We start from the raw sequence: 18,082 nt of genomic DNA, 5'->3' as shown, positions 1-18,082 counted from the left end.
CATAGCTACACAAATCTGATATATCTGGCAGGCGGAAAATTGTAGTGATCAACTAAACCGGAAGCAGACAAGCTCGATTGACTAGCCAAATACCTTTTTTCTGTTCCGCAATAAATAAACTCCTGCAAATAAGAAGGCCAAACTGAGCAACGAACCCGCCATTCCGAGCTGACCGTGAACATGCCCCTCGGGTATAGGTTTCACAAATTGATTGACAATGCCTAGTAACAACCTTACAAAAGACCATAGAACGACTAATATAGCCCAGAAACTTAGCACACGTATAAATGCTTTCTCCGATTTGTAGAACCCAGCGATAAATAGTGCCAGGATTGCCATAATAAAAACGACCGGAACATAGCTTCCAATCGCAGCATAAGAGATGCCTTTATACAAAAAGAAAAGCAATGTGATTCCCAAAATGGTCACAAACCGCAAATGCTTCACCAGCATGCCAAACCTTCGCTCTTGCACAGCGCTCATAGTATTACTATTTTTCTTATGACGTCCTCAATCATGTTTGAGCAAGACAAGAGATACTGAAAGTTGACTGTTTCAAACGTATCATCTGGGCTATCCTTGTAGGGCGTCGAGTCTCTGAAATAGTAGCATTCGCCAGCCCCTATCACATTGTACCCACCCTGAACGAAGGCGTCAAAGTCGGTTGAGCTGTTGTCGTATCCTACCGGGTCAATAACGATTTCTTTAAGGGGCTTGCCATGGGCACCTGCCGTTGTCCGATACGTGTCCAAAAGGGACTCTGAAGCTGAAAAAACTTCCATGGCACCATCATCGTCTGCATCCCAGCCAACCATATCAAAACAATGGATCGAATGTATATTCCATTCACTTTCTTTGATGTGTTTTGCAAAGGCTTTGCTTCCAATCAATTCCTCCTCTTCCTGGTCGAAAAACACAACAATCAGATTCCTGTCTCTAACCTCACTTTTTGCCAACTCCTTCACCACGCTGTATATCAATGCAATTCCCGTCGCATTGTCAATTGCACCCGGTGCATTCCTCTTTCCAGTATCATAATGTGCCCCCAAAACAATGTACTCTTCGCTGCTTTTGGTGGCAGGAAGAATGCCATAAATATTAGTGCCCTTGAACGGCTCAAGCAATAAGTCGATAGCGGGATTGAGGTTGGGCGACGAATAATGATTTTCCCGGGGTTCAATGTTCAGAGTTGCAATCAATTCCTTCAAATACAATCTTGCCACAGCCCTTTCTTCTACAGACCAACGACTTTTGATCAGGGTTTTGTTGGCCAATTCATATTTTCCGGACAAGTGCCCGACAATTGTCTTTTGATATTCGGCTTTGTCTTCAGGTAAATCGTCGACAATATGTGCGTTGGACTCCTGATTGGATTGACAAGACGATAGCGATAGTGCTAAAAGAAAAGCCAGCGAGGTATTTCTCATTTTTTTCTCACGATATACATACAATATTTAGTCGTTGATTTATGGCCTGATTCGTCATCTTCATACAAGTAAATCAAAGATGAATCATTGAGTGTGACAAAATCTGGTTTTGCATTATTGATCGCTTCCTTTAAAACCCTAACCTTGGATCCAGAATTCTGAATGCATACGCAAATTAATCCGTTGTGCCTTAGGTCGTTTGCAGTTTTAGTAATCAAAGAAATTTCTTTTTGCCTGTCACGTTGCTCGAAATGAAAAATGGAATCGAGCAATACAATGTCAAAATCTCCATAGTTATCAAAATCATACATATCACTGACCAATCCAGTAATTTTCAGGCTTTCTGAGTTGGATACTCTAATCATCTGGTCGATGCCGGCTTTTGAGTTGTCAACTCCGGTTACTCTGTATCCGAGTCTTGCCAGGGCTATGGCATCTCTGCCTTGTCCACAACCTAAGTCAAGTAGTTTTCCCTTAGGTTCGTAGCTTTTGAAAAACTCAATCAACTCGGCATATGGCTCTCCAAATAAATTTTCCGTCTGGTAGTATTTGTCGTATGTCATTTTCCTTCCCCCTTTCAGCATCAAGTAAACATGGCAATACCCCGACGAGCCTTCCATCATCGTCCTATGTCAGTTGATGGCATTCCATACTTAACGTTACCCTTTCTTAGCTGTGAAATTGGTTTACTTAGTTGGGAAAATAGTTCTTGTTATTGTTCTCGATGGTCTTCTTGAGCATCATAAGGTTGGTTTCCTCCTGATCTATGATAGAGTTTCCCATAATGGCCAATAAGGATTTTGATATTATACCATTTCCCATGGCGGTCGTGCTAGAGCTAACTTTCGTTTTTCCATTGATAGCAGTCATGGTCATCCTGTAGTCCATATCCATGAAGTCGGATGCGTACGACATAGATATAGATTCTTCAGGCACAATCTCTGTAATCGTTTCCCGAATAATAATTTCCTGCCCCTCTTCATCGAAATACACGTTTGATACTGAGCCTACGGTACCAGGGGTGCCACTGACGTTTTCTATTTTTAGAAATCCTGGCAACCACTCTGACATTTTCTCTTCATCCTGAGTGACAGCCCAGGATTCAGCCACAGGTTTTTCGACCATTATTTCGCATTCATAATACAATTTGGGCTTCATCAACCCAAAAAGTAGAAATGTAATAAACAAGACGGCTACGATTCCAAGGGCGTATTTCAGATATTTCATAGGACTGGCTTTTGTTTATCTTACTTTAGCGGCTTCAATTCGAATAAATTCAGGCAGATAACTTGGCGTACAATTTTTCGCCACCACTTCGTCCCTGTAAAGACCGGTTTCCTCCCCTATGCTGATGCATCTAGCACGATACTTTTCTTGCCACTTGCCTATTTGGCCTGCGGTATAGTTCATTGCCCATTGCACTTCAGGCTGTTCATCAGCTATGTTTTTTTCAATTGAAGTTAATAGCTCTTCTGTATTGGATTGGTTGGTATTTCCCATCCATCTCAGCCTTGCCTGATGGTACCAAAATATCCGCCTTTGCATCACCGAAGAGCTTTTTTTCCATGATTCAATAAGAGCTATTGTATTCTTGTCTTTCGATAGTTGATTTGCCATGAACCAGTCAGTCAATTGATTTCTTTCGTCCATGTCATGATTCTGCATGTCACGATCGATTTTGTCGACAAACTCCTGCTTGATAAGTTTTTTATCCATAATCAGGATAGCTAGCTGCCGAGGGAAAAATTTGCCAGTTGACCACAACTCAAGCGCCAATTCATGATCCTTCTTAATATCATTTGCGATCTTTCTCAAATCACCAAACTTAATATTGCTCTTGTCGATTTGAGTATAAATCCTTTTTGCTTTTTGAGAGAGGTTCATTTCGAATTAATTGTTTTCCTGCATCAAAAGCCTGCTTGTTGCTATCAATCGGCAAAAAAGTGTCAGAAGCAGCACAACTAAGATAGCCGCTTTTCCAGGGATAACCAAGTAAAGTCAGTCACTCAAGACCATTGTCGCACTGCGCTTTTACTCAGCTTTCTTTTCCTTAAAATTAGAATTGTAAGGCTATAAATTAATACTACCCCAAAAGGAATTGAAATGAACCTGTATTCGGGAAACAGGTACCAAAGAACAAGGATCAGAATTGTTCTCGTCAGCGCATGAAAAACTCCTACCCAATGATTGATAATCCATGAAAATGGGAGCCACATCAATCCTGTCAAAATCCCTACCGTAAGCGGCAACGACGAATAGTCCACCAGGAAAAATGGAATGGCAATTGAATACACCAATACGGCTTGCCCAACCGTGTAAAAGAAGAGTCTGTCAAATTCATTTTTCGGCTTGCTTTTATCCAGGAAATTTTCGCCTGTGAATTTTGATAGAAACAAACCTAAATAAACTATGCTTCCGGTTCCTATGAATATTGACCAAACCGCTATAAAATCAGAGAAAAATATCCCGATAAATCCAATAACCGCCCAAACAATCAACCCGGATAAAGGTGTGGCGATAAATTTTTGATTGGAAAATTCAACTCGCTGTTCTTCAAGTGTTCTTTTCATTCAGTTTTCTTCAAATGCACCACAACGATCTATGAACCGTGGTCGGACCATTGCGTTGGCTTGAGCGGCCATGTTTCATAGACTATTTTACTATCTTTTATTTTTTAGTTAGAAAGACTTTTGACTTAAGTATAAACTCATCCTTGGTTTCGCCTTCATGAGCCCCATGAGCAACGTTTGGCAATACCCAAAGATCGGATTTAGGTAGATTTTTCTTGACCCTGGCTACCTCTACCAAATCCATGCCTTCATCATCATCACCTATCATTATTAATACCTCTGGTTTTATACTTTGCAATTCTTCGTCACTTACCTTGATGGTATAATTTTTAAACTGATCCATCATGGCTTTGATGTGTTCATCTCCATCATGAGATGTCTTTAACCAGGGAAAATTGTCACGATTTTCGAAATTAAATACTTTTAAGTACTCAGGAAAGTCATTGATTGTCCATGTACCTACAGCCCCAATAGTTATCATGGATTCTATTACAAAGGGATTGATCAAGGCAAGTTGATAGAGCACATCTCCACCAAAACTGAATCCAATAGCTTTGATTTGTTCTAATTGTAAATACTGGATTAAGGAATTAAGATCCTCGGCAACCGATCTTATGGATAAATCTTGCTTAAAGGGCTCCGACTTCCCGTGTCCTGTTAAATCGATTAAGTATACTTCATATTCTTTCTCGTAATCTTTGACATACGGTTTCCATGATTTAGAAGATTGAGTGTAACCATGCAATAAGAACAAAGGCTCTCCCTCACCATAAATTTCGTAAAAGACGGTTTTTCCATTTATTGAAACAGATTCAGATTTCTTGGGTGTCTGAGAGAAAATGTTAGTTGACATTAAAAGAAGAGTTATTACGATACTTATTTTTATCATTGACAGATAGTTTTTGGTCTTTGGTTGTTGCTGCTAACAATTAGGTATGAACCGGCCCATACCCCCATTATAACCATTTTTCATTTCAACCATCAAAATAGCTGACTGACACATGCAAAGCCAATTTATCCGTTTGCAAAACGGCCAATAGGTTCAGGTACTCAATATATAAGCACCATCATAACCAAAAATTGAAGACCTTTGCGTTCTTAATAAAACGACGCACCCTTACCCAGGGTAGCAGTGTATTCACCGAACAATAATTATCCTTTGGAAAACTTCTTTCCCGATCAAAGATGGACGAGTGCCGGCGAGCCCGAGTTGGGCGTGGGTATCGTAACTGAAGCCAGCAAAGGCCGTGTAAAGCTGCATTTCCCGGCAGCTGACGAAGTAAGACAGTATACTGTAGAGAACGCACCCCTGCGCAGAGTGGCTTTCAAACCCGGCGATTCTATTGCCGACAAGGACAAACGTCCATTGGTGGTGGAGCGTGTGGAAGCGGACGGGCACTTATTTATCTATATCGGTCAGGGCAGGCAGCTGTCGGAGGCCGACCTTGGTGATGTGTCTGTTAGGCACGGTGTAGACGACCGCCTGTTTATGGGGGATGTCGATACACCCGAACTATTTGCCTTACGCAGGAAGACGCTTTACTACGACCACAACCGCAGAATTTCGCCCATCAATGGGTTTGTAGGGGGCCGGATTGACCTGATACCTCATCAATTGTACATCGCCCATGAGGTGAGTGCACGGCATGCCCCCCGGGTGCTGCTGTCGGACCAGGTAGGGCTAGGGAAAACCATCGAAGCCTGTTTGATTTTGCACCGGCTGCTGTTGACCGGGCGTATTTCCAGGGTGCTGATTCTCGTGCCCGACTCACTGGTTCACCAGTGGTTTGTGGAAATGCTCAGGCGGTTTAATTTGTGGTTCCATATTTACGACGAAGTGCGCTGTGCTTCGCTCGATGCCGGTGCCCCCGATGGCAACCCGTTTCTCGACGATCAATTGATTATTTGCAGCACTTCTTTCTTAGCAGGTTCACAAGTACGGGCCAGTCAGGCGCTTTCTGCCGGTTGGGACATGCTGGTGGTGGATGAAGCCCACCATTTGGAATGGTCGGTGGACAAAGCCAGCCCTGAATATGGCATTGTGGAGCTTTTGAGCCGGGTAGCAAAAGGACTACTGCTTTTGACCGCCACCCCCGAGCAACTGGGCGTAGAAAGCCATTTCGCCCGGCTTAGGCTGCTGGATCCGGACAGGTACGCCAACTATGAGGCATTCAAAAATGAACCGCACGACTACAAAGCCATCGCCAATATTGTAGAAGCACTCTCTTCAGGAAAACCCTTGCAGGCAGCCGACACTCAGTTGCTGGAATCGATGTTTGGCAAAGAGAGAATAGCCGCCCTGGCAAAAGGCGGAGAGGCAGCAAAAAACAACCTTATTGAAGATTTGCTCGACCAGCACGGGCCGGGCCGGGTGGTGTTCCGAAACACCCGATCGGCAATGAGTGGGTTCCCTAAGCGGAAGGCGCATCTTGTTCCTATCAAAGCAGATGAGCAGCACAACTTGTGGATAGATCGGTTGTCGCAGGAATATGCCATCGACTCAGAGCCATCGGCAGCTGATGCCCCATCGCAAAAATTTTGGTTTGAAGAAGACCCGAGGGTGAGCTGGCTGGTGAAGCTGATGAAGAAGCTGAAGCCTGCAAAGGCAGTGCTCATTTGCCGGAGCAAAGAAAAAGTGCTGGCATTGGAAAGTGCCTTAGGTCAGCTCAGCGGCATCAAAGTGGGCGTTTTCCACGAAGACCTCACCATTGTGCAGCGAGATAGGAATGCAGCCTGGTTTGCTGAGCCTGATGGTGCCCGACTGCTTCTCTGCTCCGAAATTGGCAGTGAGGGCAGGAATTTTCAATTTGCCCACCACCTTATTTTGTTCGATTTACCAGCTCATCCGGAGTTACTGGAGCAACGGATTGGGCGATTGGATCGGATAGGGCAGTCGGAAGACATCCAGATCCATGTGCCTTACCTTATTGGCAGCCCGCAGGAAGTGCTTGTGAGGTGGTTTCATGAGGGGCTCAATGCCTTTGAAGAAAATCTGGAAGGCGGCAATCAGCTGGCGCATTTGTTTGGCGACAGGCTGAAAAAGGCTACCATGTTGGTTGCGTCGCCAGAGGCAGGTAGTCAACTGGCATCGCTTATTGCTGACACCGTTACCTTTCAGCAAGACCTAAAGCAGATGCTTGCCAATGGCCGTGATCGATTGCTCGAAATGAATTCCTTCCGACCCGAAGTAGCTAAAAAACTCATTGAACAGATCGGAGAGGCCGATCTTGATACGGGGCTGGAGAAGTACATGATTCAGGTTTTTCACCATTTTTCTATTGACATGGAGGATCTGGCACCCCGAACGTATTTGCTGCACCCTACGCAGGCCAATACATACAAATTCCCTTCCCTACCTGACGAAGGCATGGCGGTTACTTTCGACCGGAAACGTGCCCTGGCCAGGGAGGACATTGGTTTCGTTAGCTGGGATCACCCGATGACTACCGGTGCTATGGACATGGTATTGAGCTTGGGCACGGGAGGGGCCAGCTATGGCGTCCTTCGGGGAACTAAGAACTCCGCCATTCTTTTGGAAGTACTCTTTGTGCTGGAAACTTCAGGCGGCCAAAGCACGCATGTGGATCGCTTTCTGCCTGCCACGCCGCTAAGGGTGGTCGTTGACCATGGTGGCGAAGATGTAACGGATGATTATCCGATTGAACTGTTCGATCAACACCTGAGACCCGGACGGGTCGACGATATGCTGGAAAATGATACGCTTGTAGATGAAATTCTTCCCAACATGCTCAAAGCGGCAACAGCGGTGGCCGAAGAGCTAAAAGCAGACGAAGTTTTGAAAGGAATGCAAGAAATGAGCCTGACCATGAACCATGAAATCGGTCGGCTGAAGGCGCTTCACGCCAAAAACGAGAACGTCAGGCCGGAAGAAATACAGCTGGCACTCGAAGAGCGGGCTAAACTTGCCTCTCTCATTAAAAACGCCCGCATCAGAATGGATGCTGTGCAGCTAGTGAGGGAGGGGGAGTGAATCCGTTCAGAATCCGTCAATAGTTAAGGCGTCCGTTTGGGCTCGTCACATTTTGAGCGTCCCGCTTTCATACTCAAATGGGCTGACTGGCAGTATGGATGAGTTAGTATTTGCGGGTAGCGGCGAGACGCCGAAAAAGATGAGCCAACAAGCCTGCGCTGCCCGGCGGCTGCTTGCGAGAGCATACGTCGCCATTCAACTGTGGTCAGTTTCTATTGACAGTACGCCTTACGTAGTCCAAAACGATTTCAAAAAACGCTGTCGGCTGCTCCTCTATAATCTCGTGACCGCACTGTTCAATGACATGTGTCTCGCTGAATCTTAAGCTTTCTTTCTGTATAAAAAAAGTTGATTCTCCCTGATCATCTTGCCGACCATAGACAATCAAAGCCGGAGTTTTCAGTTTCTTTAATTTGTCGGTGATGTCCCATTTGGTTTCCAATACTTCCTCGTCAATTATTGGAATAGGTTGAAAATTGAAATTGTAAAAGATGTCGTTAATGTATGCCCTTGATACTTTGCTCCTGTCATAGTACATAGCCCTTACATGCAGCGCAATAAATTCTTTGTAAGCTATCACTTCTTTGCAATCAGGGCATGCGAATTTTAGAGAGTCCAGCTCCCTTTCACTTTTCGTTGAAAAAACACTTTGCAAGAGTATCATAGAGTCGAGTTCGATTTTTGATCGCCTTGCAAATTGATTGTCGTAAAGAACATTCCAAACTGTGTAAGACGGAGGCGCAGAGCATACGAGAATAAGATTTGAGGCAAATTCGGGGTAGAGTGCGGCATAGTTCATGGCAAGTAAACCGCCCCATGAAACTCCAAGCAGAGTAATCTTTTTGTCGCCACGGGTTTTCCGTAGCACTTCAATGTCCTGTGTGTAATTCTTTATTGATATTGTTTCTTCATTAATCGGTATATTCCTTGATTTTCCAGCGCCTCGCTGATGGATTAGAATGCAAGTGTAGAAGGACTTAAGGCTGTCAACTATCTGTCGATAGGGGTGTTCTGGTGCCTCTCCAGGCCCACCTGATAAAATATAAAGCGCAGGGCCATTGCCGTACTCTTCATAATACAGTTTCAAAGTACCACTATTAAAACTCTTGAGGGTTTGCCCGGCACAATAAGAAATTTCCGATGCCATGAGGATTATAAAAAGTAGGAAGTTCTTCATAAGCCTGTCATTTGGTGGTGTTGGTATCTTTCTCCTATTTTTTGCCTTTACCAGGTTCTCCCTGTCGAAAACTCACTCACTACTTTATAAGAAAAGTTTTTTACTTAGGGTTGTGCATCAGCATTTTATCCGGCCACATGGCGAAGTGGTAAGGGCAGGAACAACAGTTTCCATGTTTTTTTGAACGTAGGATTTTATCGGATCACAGTTCTGGCCTCCTGCTTTGTGAATTTATTAAAAATTCCGAACCCTTTACACAACCGGCGAGCTCCCTCTCAACTATTTTTATTTTCGGATCAGGGCCTTATATTTGCCATGGCTTCGGTGCAAACTGAGGGACTTTCAAACATGATCAGATAATTTTTTCACATCTTTCCGTGGCACAAATGGCTTCCTGAATTCATCAGGCAAGCACATTCCCGCCACTCCCATTACATCAGGTTTCCGATCCGGGTTGTTCTATTGTTAATGATACCATCCATTCCATTTTGCTTTGGTGTTTGACCTTATCGTTTGCGCAGCACAGTCTGGAAATCATTGAAACCTGATGCGCCAGTTTCAATATTGGCGATTCAACTATTTTTTTATTCAAACTGACACATCATGCGAAAACTAATATACCACGTGGCCTCAACGCTCGATGGCTTCATTGCCCACAAAGACGGCTCCACTCAGGGCTTTCTGGAAGAAGGAGAACATGTTTCGGACTATCTGGAAAGCCTGAAAGACTACGACACTGTCATCATGGGCAGGCGCACGTATGAATATGGCTACAGCTACGGTCTGCAGCCAGGGCAACCCGCCTATCCGCACATGATGCACTATATCTTCTCCCGCTCGCTGCATTTTGAAAATACGCACGAGCAGGTAAAAGTCATAGGCGATAATCAGATAGACGCCTTGCACGCACTCAAGGAAACTGTAGGGTCGCCGATTTATATGTGTGGAGGGGGAAAGTTTGCGAGCTTTTTGCTGGCCCATAAGCTCATTGATGAACTCAAAATCAAGCTGAACCCGGTACTTTTTGGGGTCGGCATCAAGCTTTTCGAAGGTTCCGGGGAAACATATCGTCTGCGTGAGCTGAATTCAATTGCTTATAAAGGCGGTGTTTTTCTTTTGAACTATGAGATAGATTACCTGTAATGATTTGTTCAACACTACCGAAGCCAGCACCACGGCACTTTATTTAGCACCTGCCGTGGCGCTTCCTTTTTGTGAACGCAAGGTGCGGCACCTTCTACTCCACTCCCCCAATCTCTTCATAAAGCTTTCCGGTGGCCCACTTGAGCTCGCCCAGGGAGCGGTTGTATTTCGCCTCAAGCTCTATCAGCTTGATTTGCCCCTGTAGTTTCTTGTTTTCCCGGCTGTTGATCAGAAAAATAGAACTCTCGCCATTTTCGAATTTGGTAAGCTCGGCCTGTAGCATGCGTTCATAATTGACTTGCATTTCTCGCTGCTGGTCGATCATTTCTTCCAGGGTATATACTTTGTTATAGCTCTGCTGAATTTTATTGATCACTTCCCTATTCTTCTGAGTGATCTTCAAGTCATATTCCTGCTGCTTGATCTTGACGATCTTGAGCTTTGCCCTCTCCTTTCTTAAAAGCAGCGGAAATACAAAATCTACGCCGAGCTTATAGTTGTTGTCATAATTGGCTATCTCCAAATCGTTCTGACCGGCGAACAGCATATTGTAATTGACATCAATCACAGGCTTTAGCTGATCGCTGCTCAATTTCCTGTCCAGCTCAAGCACATTGCTTTCAATGTTCAGCTTCTTCAGGTCGGGGTGATTGGCCAACGCCCAGTCGAGGTAGCTGTCGAGGTCAGGAGCAACAGTGCTGTCTTCAGGATAAGGACGCAGCGCTACCACGTCGAGGCTATCAACCCAAACAAAGTTTTGCATAAGCAGCGTACTATTTTGCAGGTTGAGCTCGGCCTCTCTCAGCTCATTGGACCATTGCTGCACCTGAATCAGCATCTCCACACTGTCAATCGTAGCATTTTCTCCGCTAATAGCTCCCTGCCTTACTCCTTCAAACCTCTGCCTGATAAGCCTTAGGTTGGTTTGCATGGCCTCCCTCTTCATATGATTTTCATACCACCACCAGTAAGCATAGTTGGCATCCAGAAAAAGGTTGTTGAGCACATTGTTCGCTTCGTTCTCAAACGCCAGCGCCTCATATTTGCCTTTTTGAAGCCCGATGGTTCGCTCGTTTCGGATCAAACCCTGCCCTACGGGCACCGAAACGCCCGCATAGTAAAGCCCATCCACCGGGACCGTGTTTTCCGGGCTAAGATACAGGCCCTTGTTTCGCTCATACCCCGCCTTCAGATCCACATTGAGCAGCGTGGGCACCTGCACATAAGTGTTCCAAATATCGTAGTAGTTTTTACCGTCAAAGTTTTTTCTGTTGAAATCGGACACGAGCTTTGGATCAAAAGCTCCCCTCGCCAGGTTGACCGCAAGGCCTCCCCGTGTATTGAGCAGCGTGGCCTGCCTGGCAATGGGATGGTGCTCGTTCACCAGCTCATAAAACTCGTCTAAACTTAGCCAACCGGTTGCGGCTTGCTGCGGCCAGGCCAGGTGACCAGCTCCCAAAAAAGTTAAAATGATCAATAACCTCAGTTGTCTCATTTTGATTTTTTGTCGGGATTGTAGGCTGTTTCCTCTTTGTAGAAATCGGGAGGAAAGCCGTTCAAATTTCTCCACAACTCGTACCAAACAGGTACTTTTTTCAGCAGTGCTATGCCATACGTGCCGGAGCCCAGCCTTAACAATTGCGGCCACTCGGCCGTGTTGGGGTCGGGGGCAACAAGCACCCTAAACTGGCCGTTCGCACTGGCCGCTTTGTCGTAAGCCACAATCCGGCCGGAGTAGGTGCCAAACGACATGCCCGGCCACCCGTTGAAAACCAGTGCTGGCCATCCGTCGAACTGTAGCTGTACTTTGCGACCCTCTTCTATCAGCGGAAGGTCAATCGGCCGCACATACATTTCCACAGCGAGGTCAAAGTTGGTTGGGATTAAACTAAAAACCGCTTCCCCTTCTTTCACCGTCTCCCCAATTCCGGTGATCCTTGCTTTCGTAACGTAACCATCCTGCGGAGCAGTGATGTAATAAAACCCCGACCTTTTGGTGTAACTTGATTGCTGTATCGAAAGTTTGTTGAAGTCGCCCTCCGCTTGCAAGGCATCGGAAAGCGCCGACATGCGGTCGGATTTTGCTTTCGCTATTTTCTCCGAAAACTCGTTTTGTATGACACTTAAATTAAGCTTTGCATTGATGAACTCATTCTTGCTGGCCAGCCATTTATTTTCAATAGAAATCTTCTTGTACAAAGCCTCCTGAAGCTTCTGCTTTCTCTGTTCCAGTTCAGTCAGCGACTTCAAGCCCTGGTCGTACAACGTCTGCTGGCGGTCGAACTGCTTTTGCGCTATTTCATAATTAACCAGTGCCGTTTCAAAATCGATACTGTCCGATAGCACCTTCAACCTCGACTGATTAAAGTAGTTTTCTGCCTGCTCTGCTTTCAATATTTGATTTTTCTGCAAAGCCACAATCTGATCAGCCAGGGCCCGGGCTTTGTCCACATATGTGTCTATCGACGCTTTTTTAGCATCCGTCTGATTAGTTGATCGCTCAATGAGCTGGGGATCCAGGTATTCTGATTTGACTTCCGAAATAAATACGATGGTGTCGCCTTTTCTAACCAACTCGCCCTCACGAACAAACCAATTCTCAATTCGCCCTGTAATCATCGAATGAATGTTTTGTTCCCTATTTTCGGGGCGGAGCGTAGTGAGTTTGCCCCGGGCCCTGATATTTTGCGTCCAGGGAAAAAACAATATCACCAGAAAAGCAAAGAGAAGCGCCGACAACAGGTAGACCAACCTCCGGGAAGCAGATGTTTCCATCACATCCTGATAGGCCGACTGGTCCTTAAGTACCTTATCACGGTTGATCGAATTATTTGAAATGTTTAACATTGGTCTACTTCTTTTTGGGCTGCTTCGTGTTAGCCCTTGTTTCTATGTCCACTATTTTCCCGTATTCCATGGTAATTACTTTATCACATTTTGAGAGCATGAGCGGGTCGTTGGTAACTGCCAGTAATGTCCACTTGGCGTTGGAATCCGTCAGTATGGAGCTGATATGTTTTCTGTCTTCAAAGTCCAGCCCATGCATAGTGTGATCCATCACAATCAGCTTAGGCCTCTCTGAGATTGTTCGAGCCAAAATGATTTTCTGCCGGGTACTCGTCGACAGGCCCTGGCCTTCAGGTTGAATCATGGTATTGAGCCCCTTTGGAAGTGACCTGAAATATTCACCTAAGCCGACCTCCTCTATGGCCCAAAGCATGTCTTCAATGTTGATGCCCTCCTTTCCAACTGTGATATTCTCCTCCAATGTGCCGTAGAAAAGATCCTGCATGCCCAGGTTGTCACCAATAAAAGAGCGAAAACTCATAATGTTGATGTCGCCCAGTGGTATGCCATTGAAGTGGATCGAACCGCTATAATCATTGTACAAACCTGAGAGCAACGCCAGTAACGTTGACTTGCCCGATTGATTGACACCAGTGATACACACTTTTTCGCCCACGGCCACCTTGAGGTCTACTCCATTCACAGCCGGCTTGTCAGTACCGGGAAATTGGTAGGTAAGTCCCGTTACTTCCAGAGAAATTCCTTTTCCTTTTGCGATTTCATTTAAATCGATGCCCTCATCACTCTCCAATTCTATGTCAGTTACCTGTCCCAGCTTTTCCAGCCCCGTAAGTACGTCATACACCGTTTCCATACTAAGAATAAGTTTCTCAGAAGAGTTAAGTACCAAAAGAATGATGATCTCCGAAGCTACAAATTGTCCCAGGTTGATTTCCTGATTGATGACCAGAATGCTGCCCAGAATTAAAATACCACAAGTAACAATAGTTTTGAAGGCCACAATGTTCGAAAACTGCAGAATGAGGATATTAAAATGCTGCTTTCTGAACTTGAGATAGTTGCTGACATAGTAGTTCATTTTATCAATCGGCAGGCTGGTCTTTCCAGCAAGCTTGAACGTGCCCATCACCCTGGCCAGCTCTTCCAGCCAATGCGCCACCTGGTACTTGTACTTCGATTCCATGATACTGGTCTTAAGCCCTCTGGATCCCGTGACAAGAAAAATAAGGGACATAAGGCCAATGAGTACAATGCCAAAGAAAACGAAGAAAGGGTGGTAAAAAGACAACAGAATCAACCCAAACAAAATCTGAAGAACGGACGTGGATGCGTCTATTAAAATCTTGGGAAGCCCTTTTTGAACGTTCAGTGTATCAAAAAAACGGTTCATCAGCTCCGGCGGGTAAAAACCGGAAATGGCCTCCATTTTAAATCTGGGAATGCGATAAGCAAACTCGAAAGATGCCCTTGTAAAAATACGTCGCTGAAGCAATTCAGTAAGCGACAATTGAAGGATTTGTATGATGCCGGCGGTGGCCACTCCCAGCACAACAATAAAAATCAGCAGACCCCAGGAAGAGGAAAATTCAGCACTGGTGACAAAGCCGATGATCGCCTGCACGCCCAGTGGCAGCGACAGATTGATTAGTCCATAGAAAATCGCATAGGCGTAAATAACAAAGATCTCTCGCTTGTCGAGCGACAGCATTCTGAACAAACGCTTGACGGGTGATAATTTTGATTCATCACCTACACTCTTATTTTCTATGTTGAGGCCGTCACCTTTCATTTTGGATATTTTTTACTTCAGCAATTTAGAAATCAATACGTCAATAAAGCGGTATACCTGATTTTCCACACTGTCTTTACCATCCCTCCTTATCTCGGTGAGAGAAGGCAAATGCAACGCAAAAAAAGCTTGCTGATGTGACGCTTCGAGAATTGTGCTGGCAACAGCATGGGGGTACTCGAATGACGGGCTAATGGCCGAAATAGTCAAAGCAATTTTATGACAAAGCGATTTAAACCCCATGAAGAGCCCCTGGTTATTGATCTCGTCCACTTTTTTGGTGAGGTAGGTTTTGTCGGCCTCACTCACCACCACATGCCGCAGACAAACGGTGTTTACGCCCGGCATATCTATGCTCGAATCACCCTGGTCGGCATGACAAAGAATTTTGATGATTTCTTTGAGCTTGACCGCTTTATCCTGGATATGATGGGTTTTGTAGTCGATCATATACTCCAGCCAAGCCCAATACCAGGAAGTGAGGTATACCAGCAGCTTTAACTTGTTTTCAAAATACCTGTAAATCGAAGCCTCGGTCGAACCAATACTTTCCGCAAGCTTTTTGAAAGTAAACTCCTCAAAGCCCAGTTGATCAAGCAACTCAATACTCGCCGAAATTATTTTTCTGCCAAGCTCAGTAGACTGAGGGTCTTTACTATAATACTTTTCTCCAATTTGGATAGTAACCACTGACATATTCAAAAGTAAGTGTATCTATTACGATAGTAATACTATTACGAACAAAACATCGAATTGTTTATGTTTTTGCGAAAAAAAAATTTCCATGCGCTTTTTCTGCAAAATGTCGTGACGCTTCTATTTCGCAGGAACCATAGCGGGCTAAAATGGTTTTACTTTAAAGCAATACCTAAATTCATCTATGGAACTGATAGAAAGCCCAACCCTCCAACTAAAAGAGTCATTCCAGCAGGTAAGAACCCAATCGGAAAAACTATGTACGCCACTTCAAACGGAAGATTTTGTGGTTCAGCCGGTTGTGGACGTAAGCCCACCCAAATGGCACCTGGGCCACACCACCTGGTTTTTCGAAACCTTTATCCTGCAACCCTATGTAAAGGGCTATAGTGTCTTTAATGATGCCTACAATTTTGTATTCAATAGTTATTATGAATCAGTGGGCAAGCGAGTCGTGCGAACCGACAGAGGGAATCTTTCCAGGCCAACTGTGGCCGACGTATTCGCTTACAGAAAACATGTGGATACACACTTGTTGGCCTGGCTACAAGACAATGAAAACATACCGGAGCGGGCTGCCACCCTTCTGGAGCTTGGCCTTAACCATGAGCAGCAGCACCAGGAATTGCTATTGACAGACATCAAATACATACTGGGCAACAATCCATTGCAGCCCGCATACAAGCAATCAGTCATAGCAAAATCGACTGCTACCAATGATTTATCGTTCTCAGAATTCCCGGAAAGCATGCACACCATTGGCTATCAGGGAGAAGGCTTCTATTTTGACAATGAAAAAGGCGTGCATAGGGTTTTCCTTCACCCTTTTGCGATTCGCAACAGCCTTGTTACCTGCGGAGAATACCTTGAGTTCGTCAAAGGAGGCGGCTATCAGGACTTCCGGTGCTGGCTGTCGGACGGATGGGCTTGGGTGAATGCTGAAAAGGCAGAGGCACCTATGTACTGGCACAAAATGGATGGCGTTTGGCACCAGTACACACTCGGAGGTCTTCAGGCAATCGACCCCTCACTTCCGGTGACACATGTCAATTATTATGAAGCAGAGGCCTTTGCCCGCTGGGCTGGACTAAGGCTGCCTACTGAGTTTGAGTGGGAGGCAGCATCTCGTCAGCTAAGTCCTTCGGCTCCCTCCACCTCCAATTTTGTTGAAAGCGAGCGCTACCACCCGGTAGCACAAAAGCCGGGCAACTTACAGCTCTTTGGGGATGCCTGGGAGTGGACTCAAAGTGCCTACCTGCCTTACCCGTATTTCAAAACTGAAGAAGGCGCTGTGGGAGAATACAATGGCAAATTTATGGTCAACCAAATGGTGCTGCGGGGGGGATCATGCGCTACTCCAGCCAACCACATAAGGGCCACTTATCGCAATTTCTTTCAGGCAAACTTGCGCTGGCAGTTTACGGGCATCAGGCTGGCCAAACACATCTAAACCAACTATGGAAAAAGAACTTAATGAGGAAGTAGTACTTCCAACCGACACCTTTGCGTCCGAAATAGATGCTGGGCTCTCAGCAAGCCCCAAAGCCATTTCGTCGAGGTATTTCTACGACGCAGAAGGGGACAGGCTGTTTCAAAAAATCATGCAACTGGATGAATACTACCTCTCCAGGGCCGAGTATGCGATCTTTGATCAAAACAAAGAGCTGCTGCTTCAGCATTTCGCTGACCAGGGAAGAGCCTTTCACATGATGGAATTTGGTGCCGGTGACGGTTGGAAAACCAAGGTATTGCTGCATCATTTTGTTCAACAACATGCGGACTTCGACTACCGGCCGATCGACATATCAGGCAATGTGCTGGAGGAATTGGAAGGCTCGCTCACGAACGAACTTCCGTCGCTACAGGTGCAGGGCATGGAAGGTGAATATTTCGAAGTGCTAAGCCAAATGCAAAAGACCGATGGGCAGAGAAAAGTGGTGCTGTTTCTGGGCTCCAATATTGGCAATTTCAGGCAAAAGCAGGCTATCGGTTTCCTTTCCACCCTCAGGGCGAGCCTGACCGACGGCGACATGGCACTTATTGGCTTCGATATGAAGAAGGATCCTCATGTGATACGCAGTGCCTACGACGATGCGCAAGGCGTTACGAGAGACTTCAATATGAACTTGCTGAGGAGGCTTAACACCGAGCTCGGCGCCAATTTTGATTTGGACAGGTTCAAACACTACCAATCGTACGACCCAGAGTCAGGTGAATGCAAGAGCTATTTGGTTAGCACCGAAGAGCAAGAGGTAACTATGCAAGCCTCACAAGCTGCCTACCACTTCAAAAAATGGGAGCCTATACATGTAGAGATTTCCAGGAAGTTTGATTTTGAAACGATCAACGAACTAGCTGCCAGCAGTGGGTTTGATGTCGTAAAAAACCTCCGGGACAAAGATGAATATTTCACTGATTCGCTCTGGGTGGCCACCTGATAGTTTACCAGAGAAAATTCTTTGTGATTAATCAACACTGGTC

The 18,082-nt window shown here is 45.4% G+C and carries 16 protein-coding genes; 4 read left to right on the top strand and 12 right to left on the bottom strand.

The features are described 5' to 3' along the window. Positions 1-81 precede the first annotated feature (81 nt). The 7 genes from RIF36_RS25590 to RIF36_RS25560 form a co-directional block, all read right to left on the bottom strand. Complete coding sequence (locus RIF36_RS25590; RefSeq protein ID WP_350125831.1) at positions 82-483, bottom strand: hypothetical protein; 402 nt, start codon at positions 481-483, stop codon at positions 82-84. Beyond that, on the bottom strand, positions 480-1,427 hold the full coding sequence (locus RIF36_RS25585) for a M28 family metallopeptidase (RefSeq protein ID WP_350125828.1): 948 nt from the start codon (positions 1,425-1,427) through the stop codon (positions 480-482). Before RIF36_RS25585 ends, RIF36_RS25590 begins: the two co-directional genes overlap by 4 nt. Next, positions 1,424-2,050, bottom strand: a complete 627-nt coding sequence (locus RIF36_RS25580; RefSeq protein ID WP_350125825.1) for a class I SAM-dependent methyltransferase — start codon at positions 2,048-2,050, stop codon at positions 1,424-1,426. Before RIF36_RS25580 ends, RIF36_RS25585 begins: the two co-directional genes overlap by 4 nt. 67 nt (positions 2,051-2,117) lie before the next feature. Beyond that, positions 2,118-2,654, bottom strand: coding sequence for an SRPBCC family protein (locus tag RIF36_RS25575; RefSeq protein WP_350125822.1), 537 nt, complete (start codon positions 2,652-2,654; stop codon positions 2,118-2,120). A gap of 15 nt (positions 2,655-2,669) precedes the next feature. Next, positions 2,670-3,311 (bottom strand): DNA alkylation repair protein, encoded by a 642-nt coding sequence (locus RIF36_RS25570; protein WP_350125819.1) that lies wholly within the window; start codon positions 3,309-3,311, stop codon positions 2,670-2,672. 122 nt (positions 3,312-3,433) lie between these two features. Beyond that, on the bottom strand, positions 3,434-3,997 hold the full coding sequence (locus tag RIF36_RS25565; RefSeq protein WP_350125817.1) for a DUF7010 family protein: 564 nt from the start codon (positions 3,995-3,997) through the stop codon (positions 3,434-3,436). A gap of 97 nt (positions 3,998-4,094) precedes the next feature. Continuing rightward, positions 4,095-4,886 (bottom strand): alpha/beta fold hydrolase, encoded by a 792-nt coding sequence (locus RIF36_RS25560; protein ID WP_350125814.1) that lies wholly within the window; start codon positions 4,884-4,886, stop codon positions 4,095-4,097. Between the two features lie 270 nt (positions 4,887-5,156). Between RIF36_RS25560 and rapA the strand changes: the two genes are divergently transcribed. Continuing rightward, complete coding sequence (rapA, locus tag RIF36_RS25555) at positions 5,157-7,988, top strand: RNA polymerase-associated protein RapA (protein ID WP_350125812.1); 2,832 nt, start codon at positions 5,157-5,159, stop codon at positions 7,986-7,988. A gap of 205 nt (positions 7,989-8,193) precedes the next feature. On the opposite strand, the gene RIF36_RS25550 is transcribed toward rapA, so the two are convergent. Next, a complete protein-coding gene (locus tag RIF36_RS25550) occupies positions 8,194-9,165 on the bottom strand; it encodes an alpha/beta fold hydrolase (RefSeq protein ID WP_350070688.1) in 972 nt (323 codons plus the stop codon). A 603-nt stretch (positions 9,166-9,768) separates the two neighbouring features. On the opposite strand from RIF36_RS25550, the gene RIF36_RS25545 reads away from it, so the two are divergent. Next, positions 9,769-10,308, top strand: a complete 540-nt coding sequence (locus RIF36_RS25545) for a dihydrofolate reductase family protein (RefSeq protein ID WP_350125809.1) — start codon at positions 9,769-9,771, stop codon at positions 10,306-10,308. 94 nt (positions 10,309-10,402) lie between these two features. Here RIF36_RS25545 and RIF36_RS25540 read toward each other — a convergent pair whose 3' ends face one another. The 4 genes from RIF36_RS25540 to RIF36_RS25525 are packed head-to-tail and all read right to left on the bottom strand — an operon-like array spanning position 10,403 to position 15,601. Next, a complete protein-coding gene (locus RIF36_RS25540) occupies positions 10,403-11,803 on the bottom strand; it encodes a TolC family protein (RefSeq protein WP_350125806.1) in 1,401 nt (466 codons plus the stop codon). After that, positions 11,800-13,155 carry an HlyD family secretion protein gene (locus RIF36_RS25535; protein WP_350070680.1) on the bottom strand — a complete coding sequence of 452 codons (1,356 nt, stop codon included), beginning with the start codon at positions 13,153-13,155 and terminating at the stop codon, positions 11,800-11,802. The genes RIF36_RS25540 and RIF36_RS25535 overlap by 4 nt, the downstream gene beginning before the upstream one ends. Before the next feature lie 4 nt (positions 13,156-13,159). Continuing rightward, a complete protein-coding gene (locus RIF36_RS25530) occupies positions 13,160-14,905 on the bottom strand; it encodes a peptidase domain-containing ABC transporter (protein ID WP_350070677.1) in 1,746 nt (581 codons plus the stop codon). A gap of 12 nt (positions 14,906-14,917) precedes the next feature. Continuing rightward, positions 14,918-15,601 carry a TetR/AcrR family transcriptional regulator gene (locus tag RIF36_RS25525; protein ID WP_350070674.1) on the bottom strand — a complete coding sequence of 228 codons (684 nt, stop codon included), beginning with the start codon at positions 15,599-15,601 and terminating at the stop codon, positions 14,918-14,920. Positions 15,602-15,785: 184 nt separating this feature from the next. Here RIF36_RS25525 and egtB point away from each other — a divergent pair, with 184 nt between their 5' ends. Further along, the gene (gene egtB / locus RIF36_RS25520) at positions 15,786-17,051 is read left to right on the top strand and encodes an ergothioneine biosynthesis protein EgtB (protein WP_350125803.1); all 1,266 of its coding nucleotides are present in this window, start codon (positions 15,786-15,788) and stop codon (positions 17,049-17,051) included. Between the two features lie 7 nt (positions 17,052-17,058). Then, positions 17,059-18,039 carry an L-histidine N(alpha)-methyltransferase gene (locus RIF36_RS25515; RefSeq protein ID WP_350125800.1) on the top strand — a complete coding sequence of 327 codons (981 nt, stop codon included), beginning with the start codon at positions 17,059-17,061 and terminating at the stop codon, positions 18,037-18,039. The last annotated feature ends 43 nt before the right edge of the window (positions 18,040-18,082 follow it).

Source organism: Imperialibacter sp. (assembly GCF_040222815.1).
In the GTDB taxonomy this organism is placed as follows: domain Bacteria; phylum Bacteroidota; class Bacteroidia; order Cytophagales; family Cyclobacteriaceae; genus Imperialibacter.
Note: the sequence above shows the minus strand (reverse complement) of the source record. Positions and strands in the feature narration are given on the sequence as shown.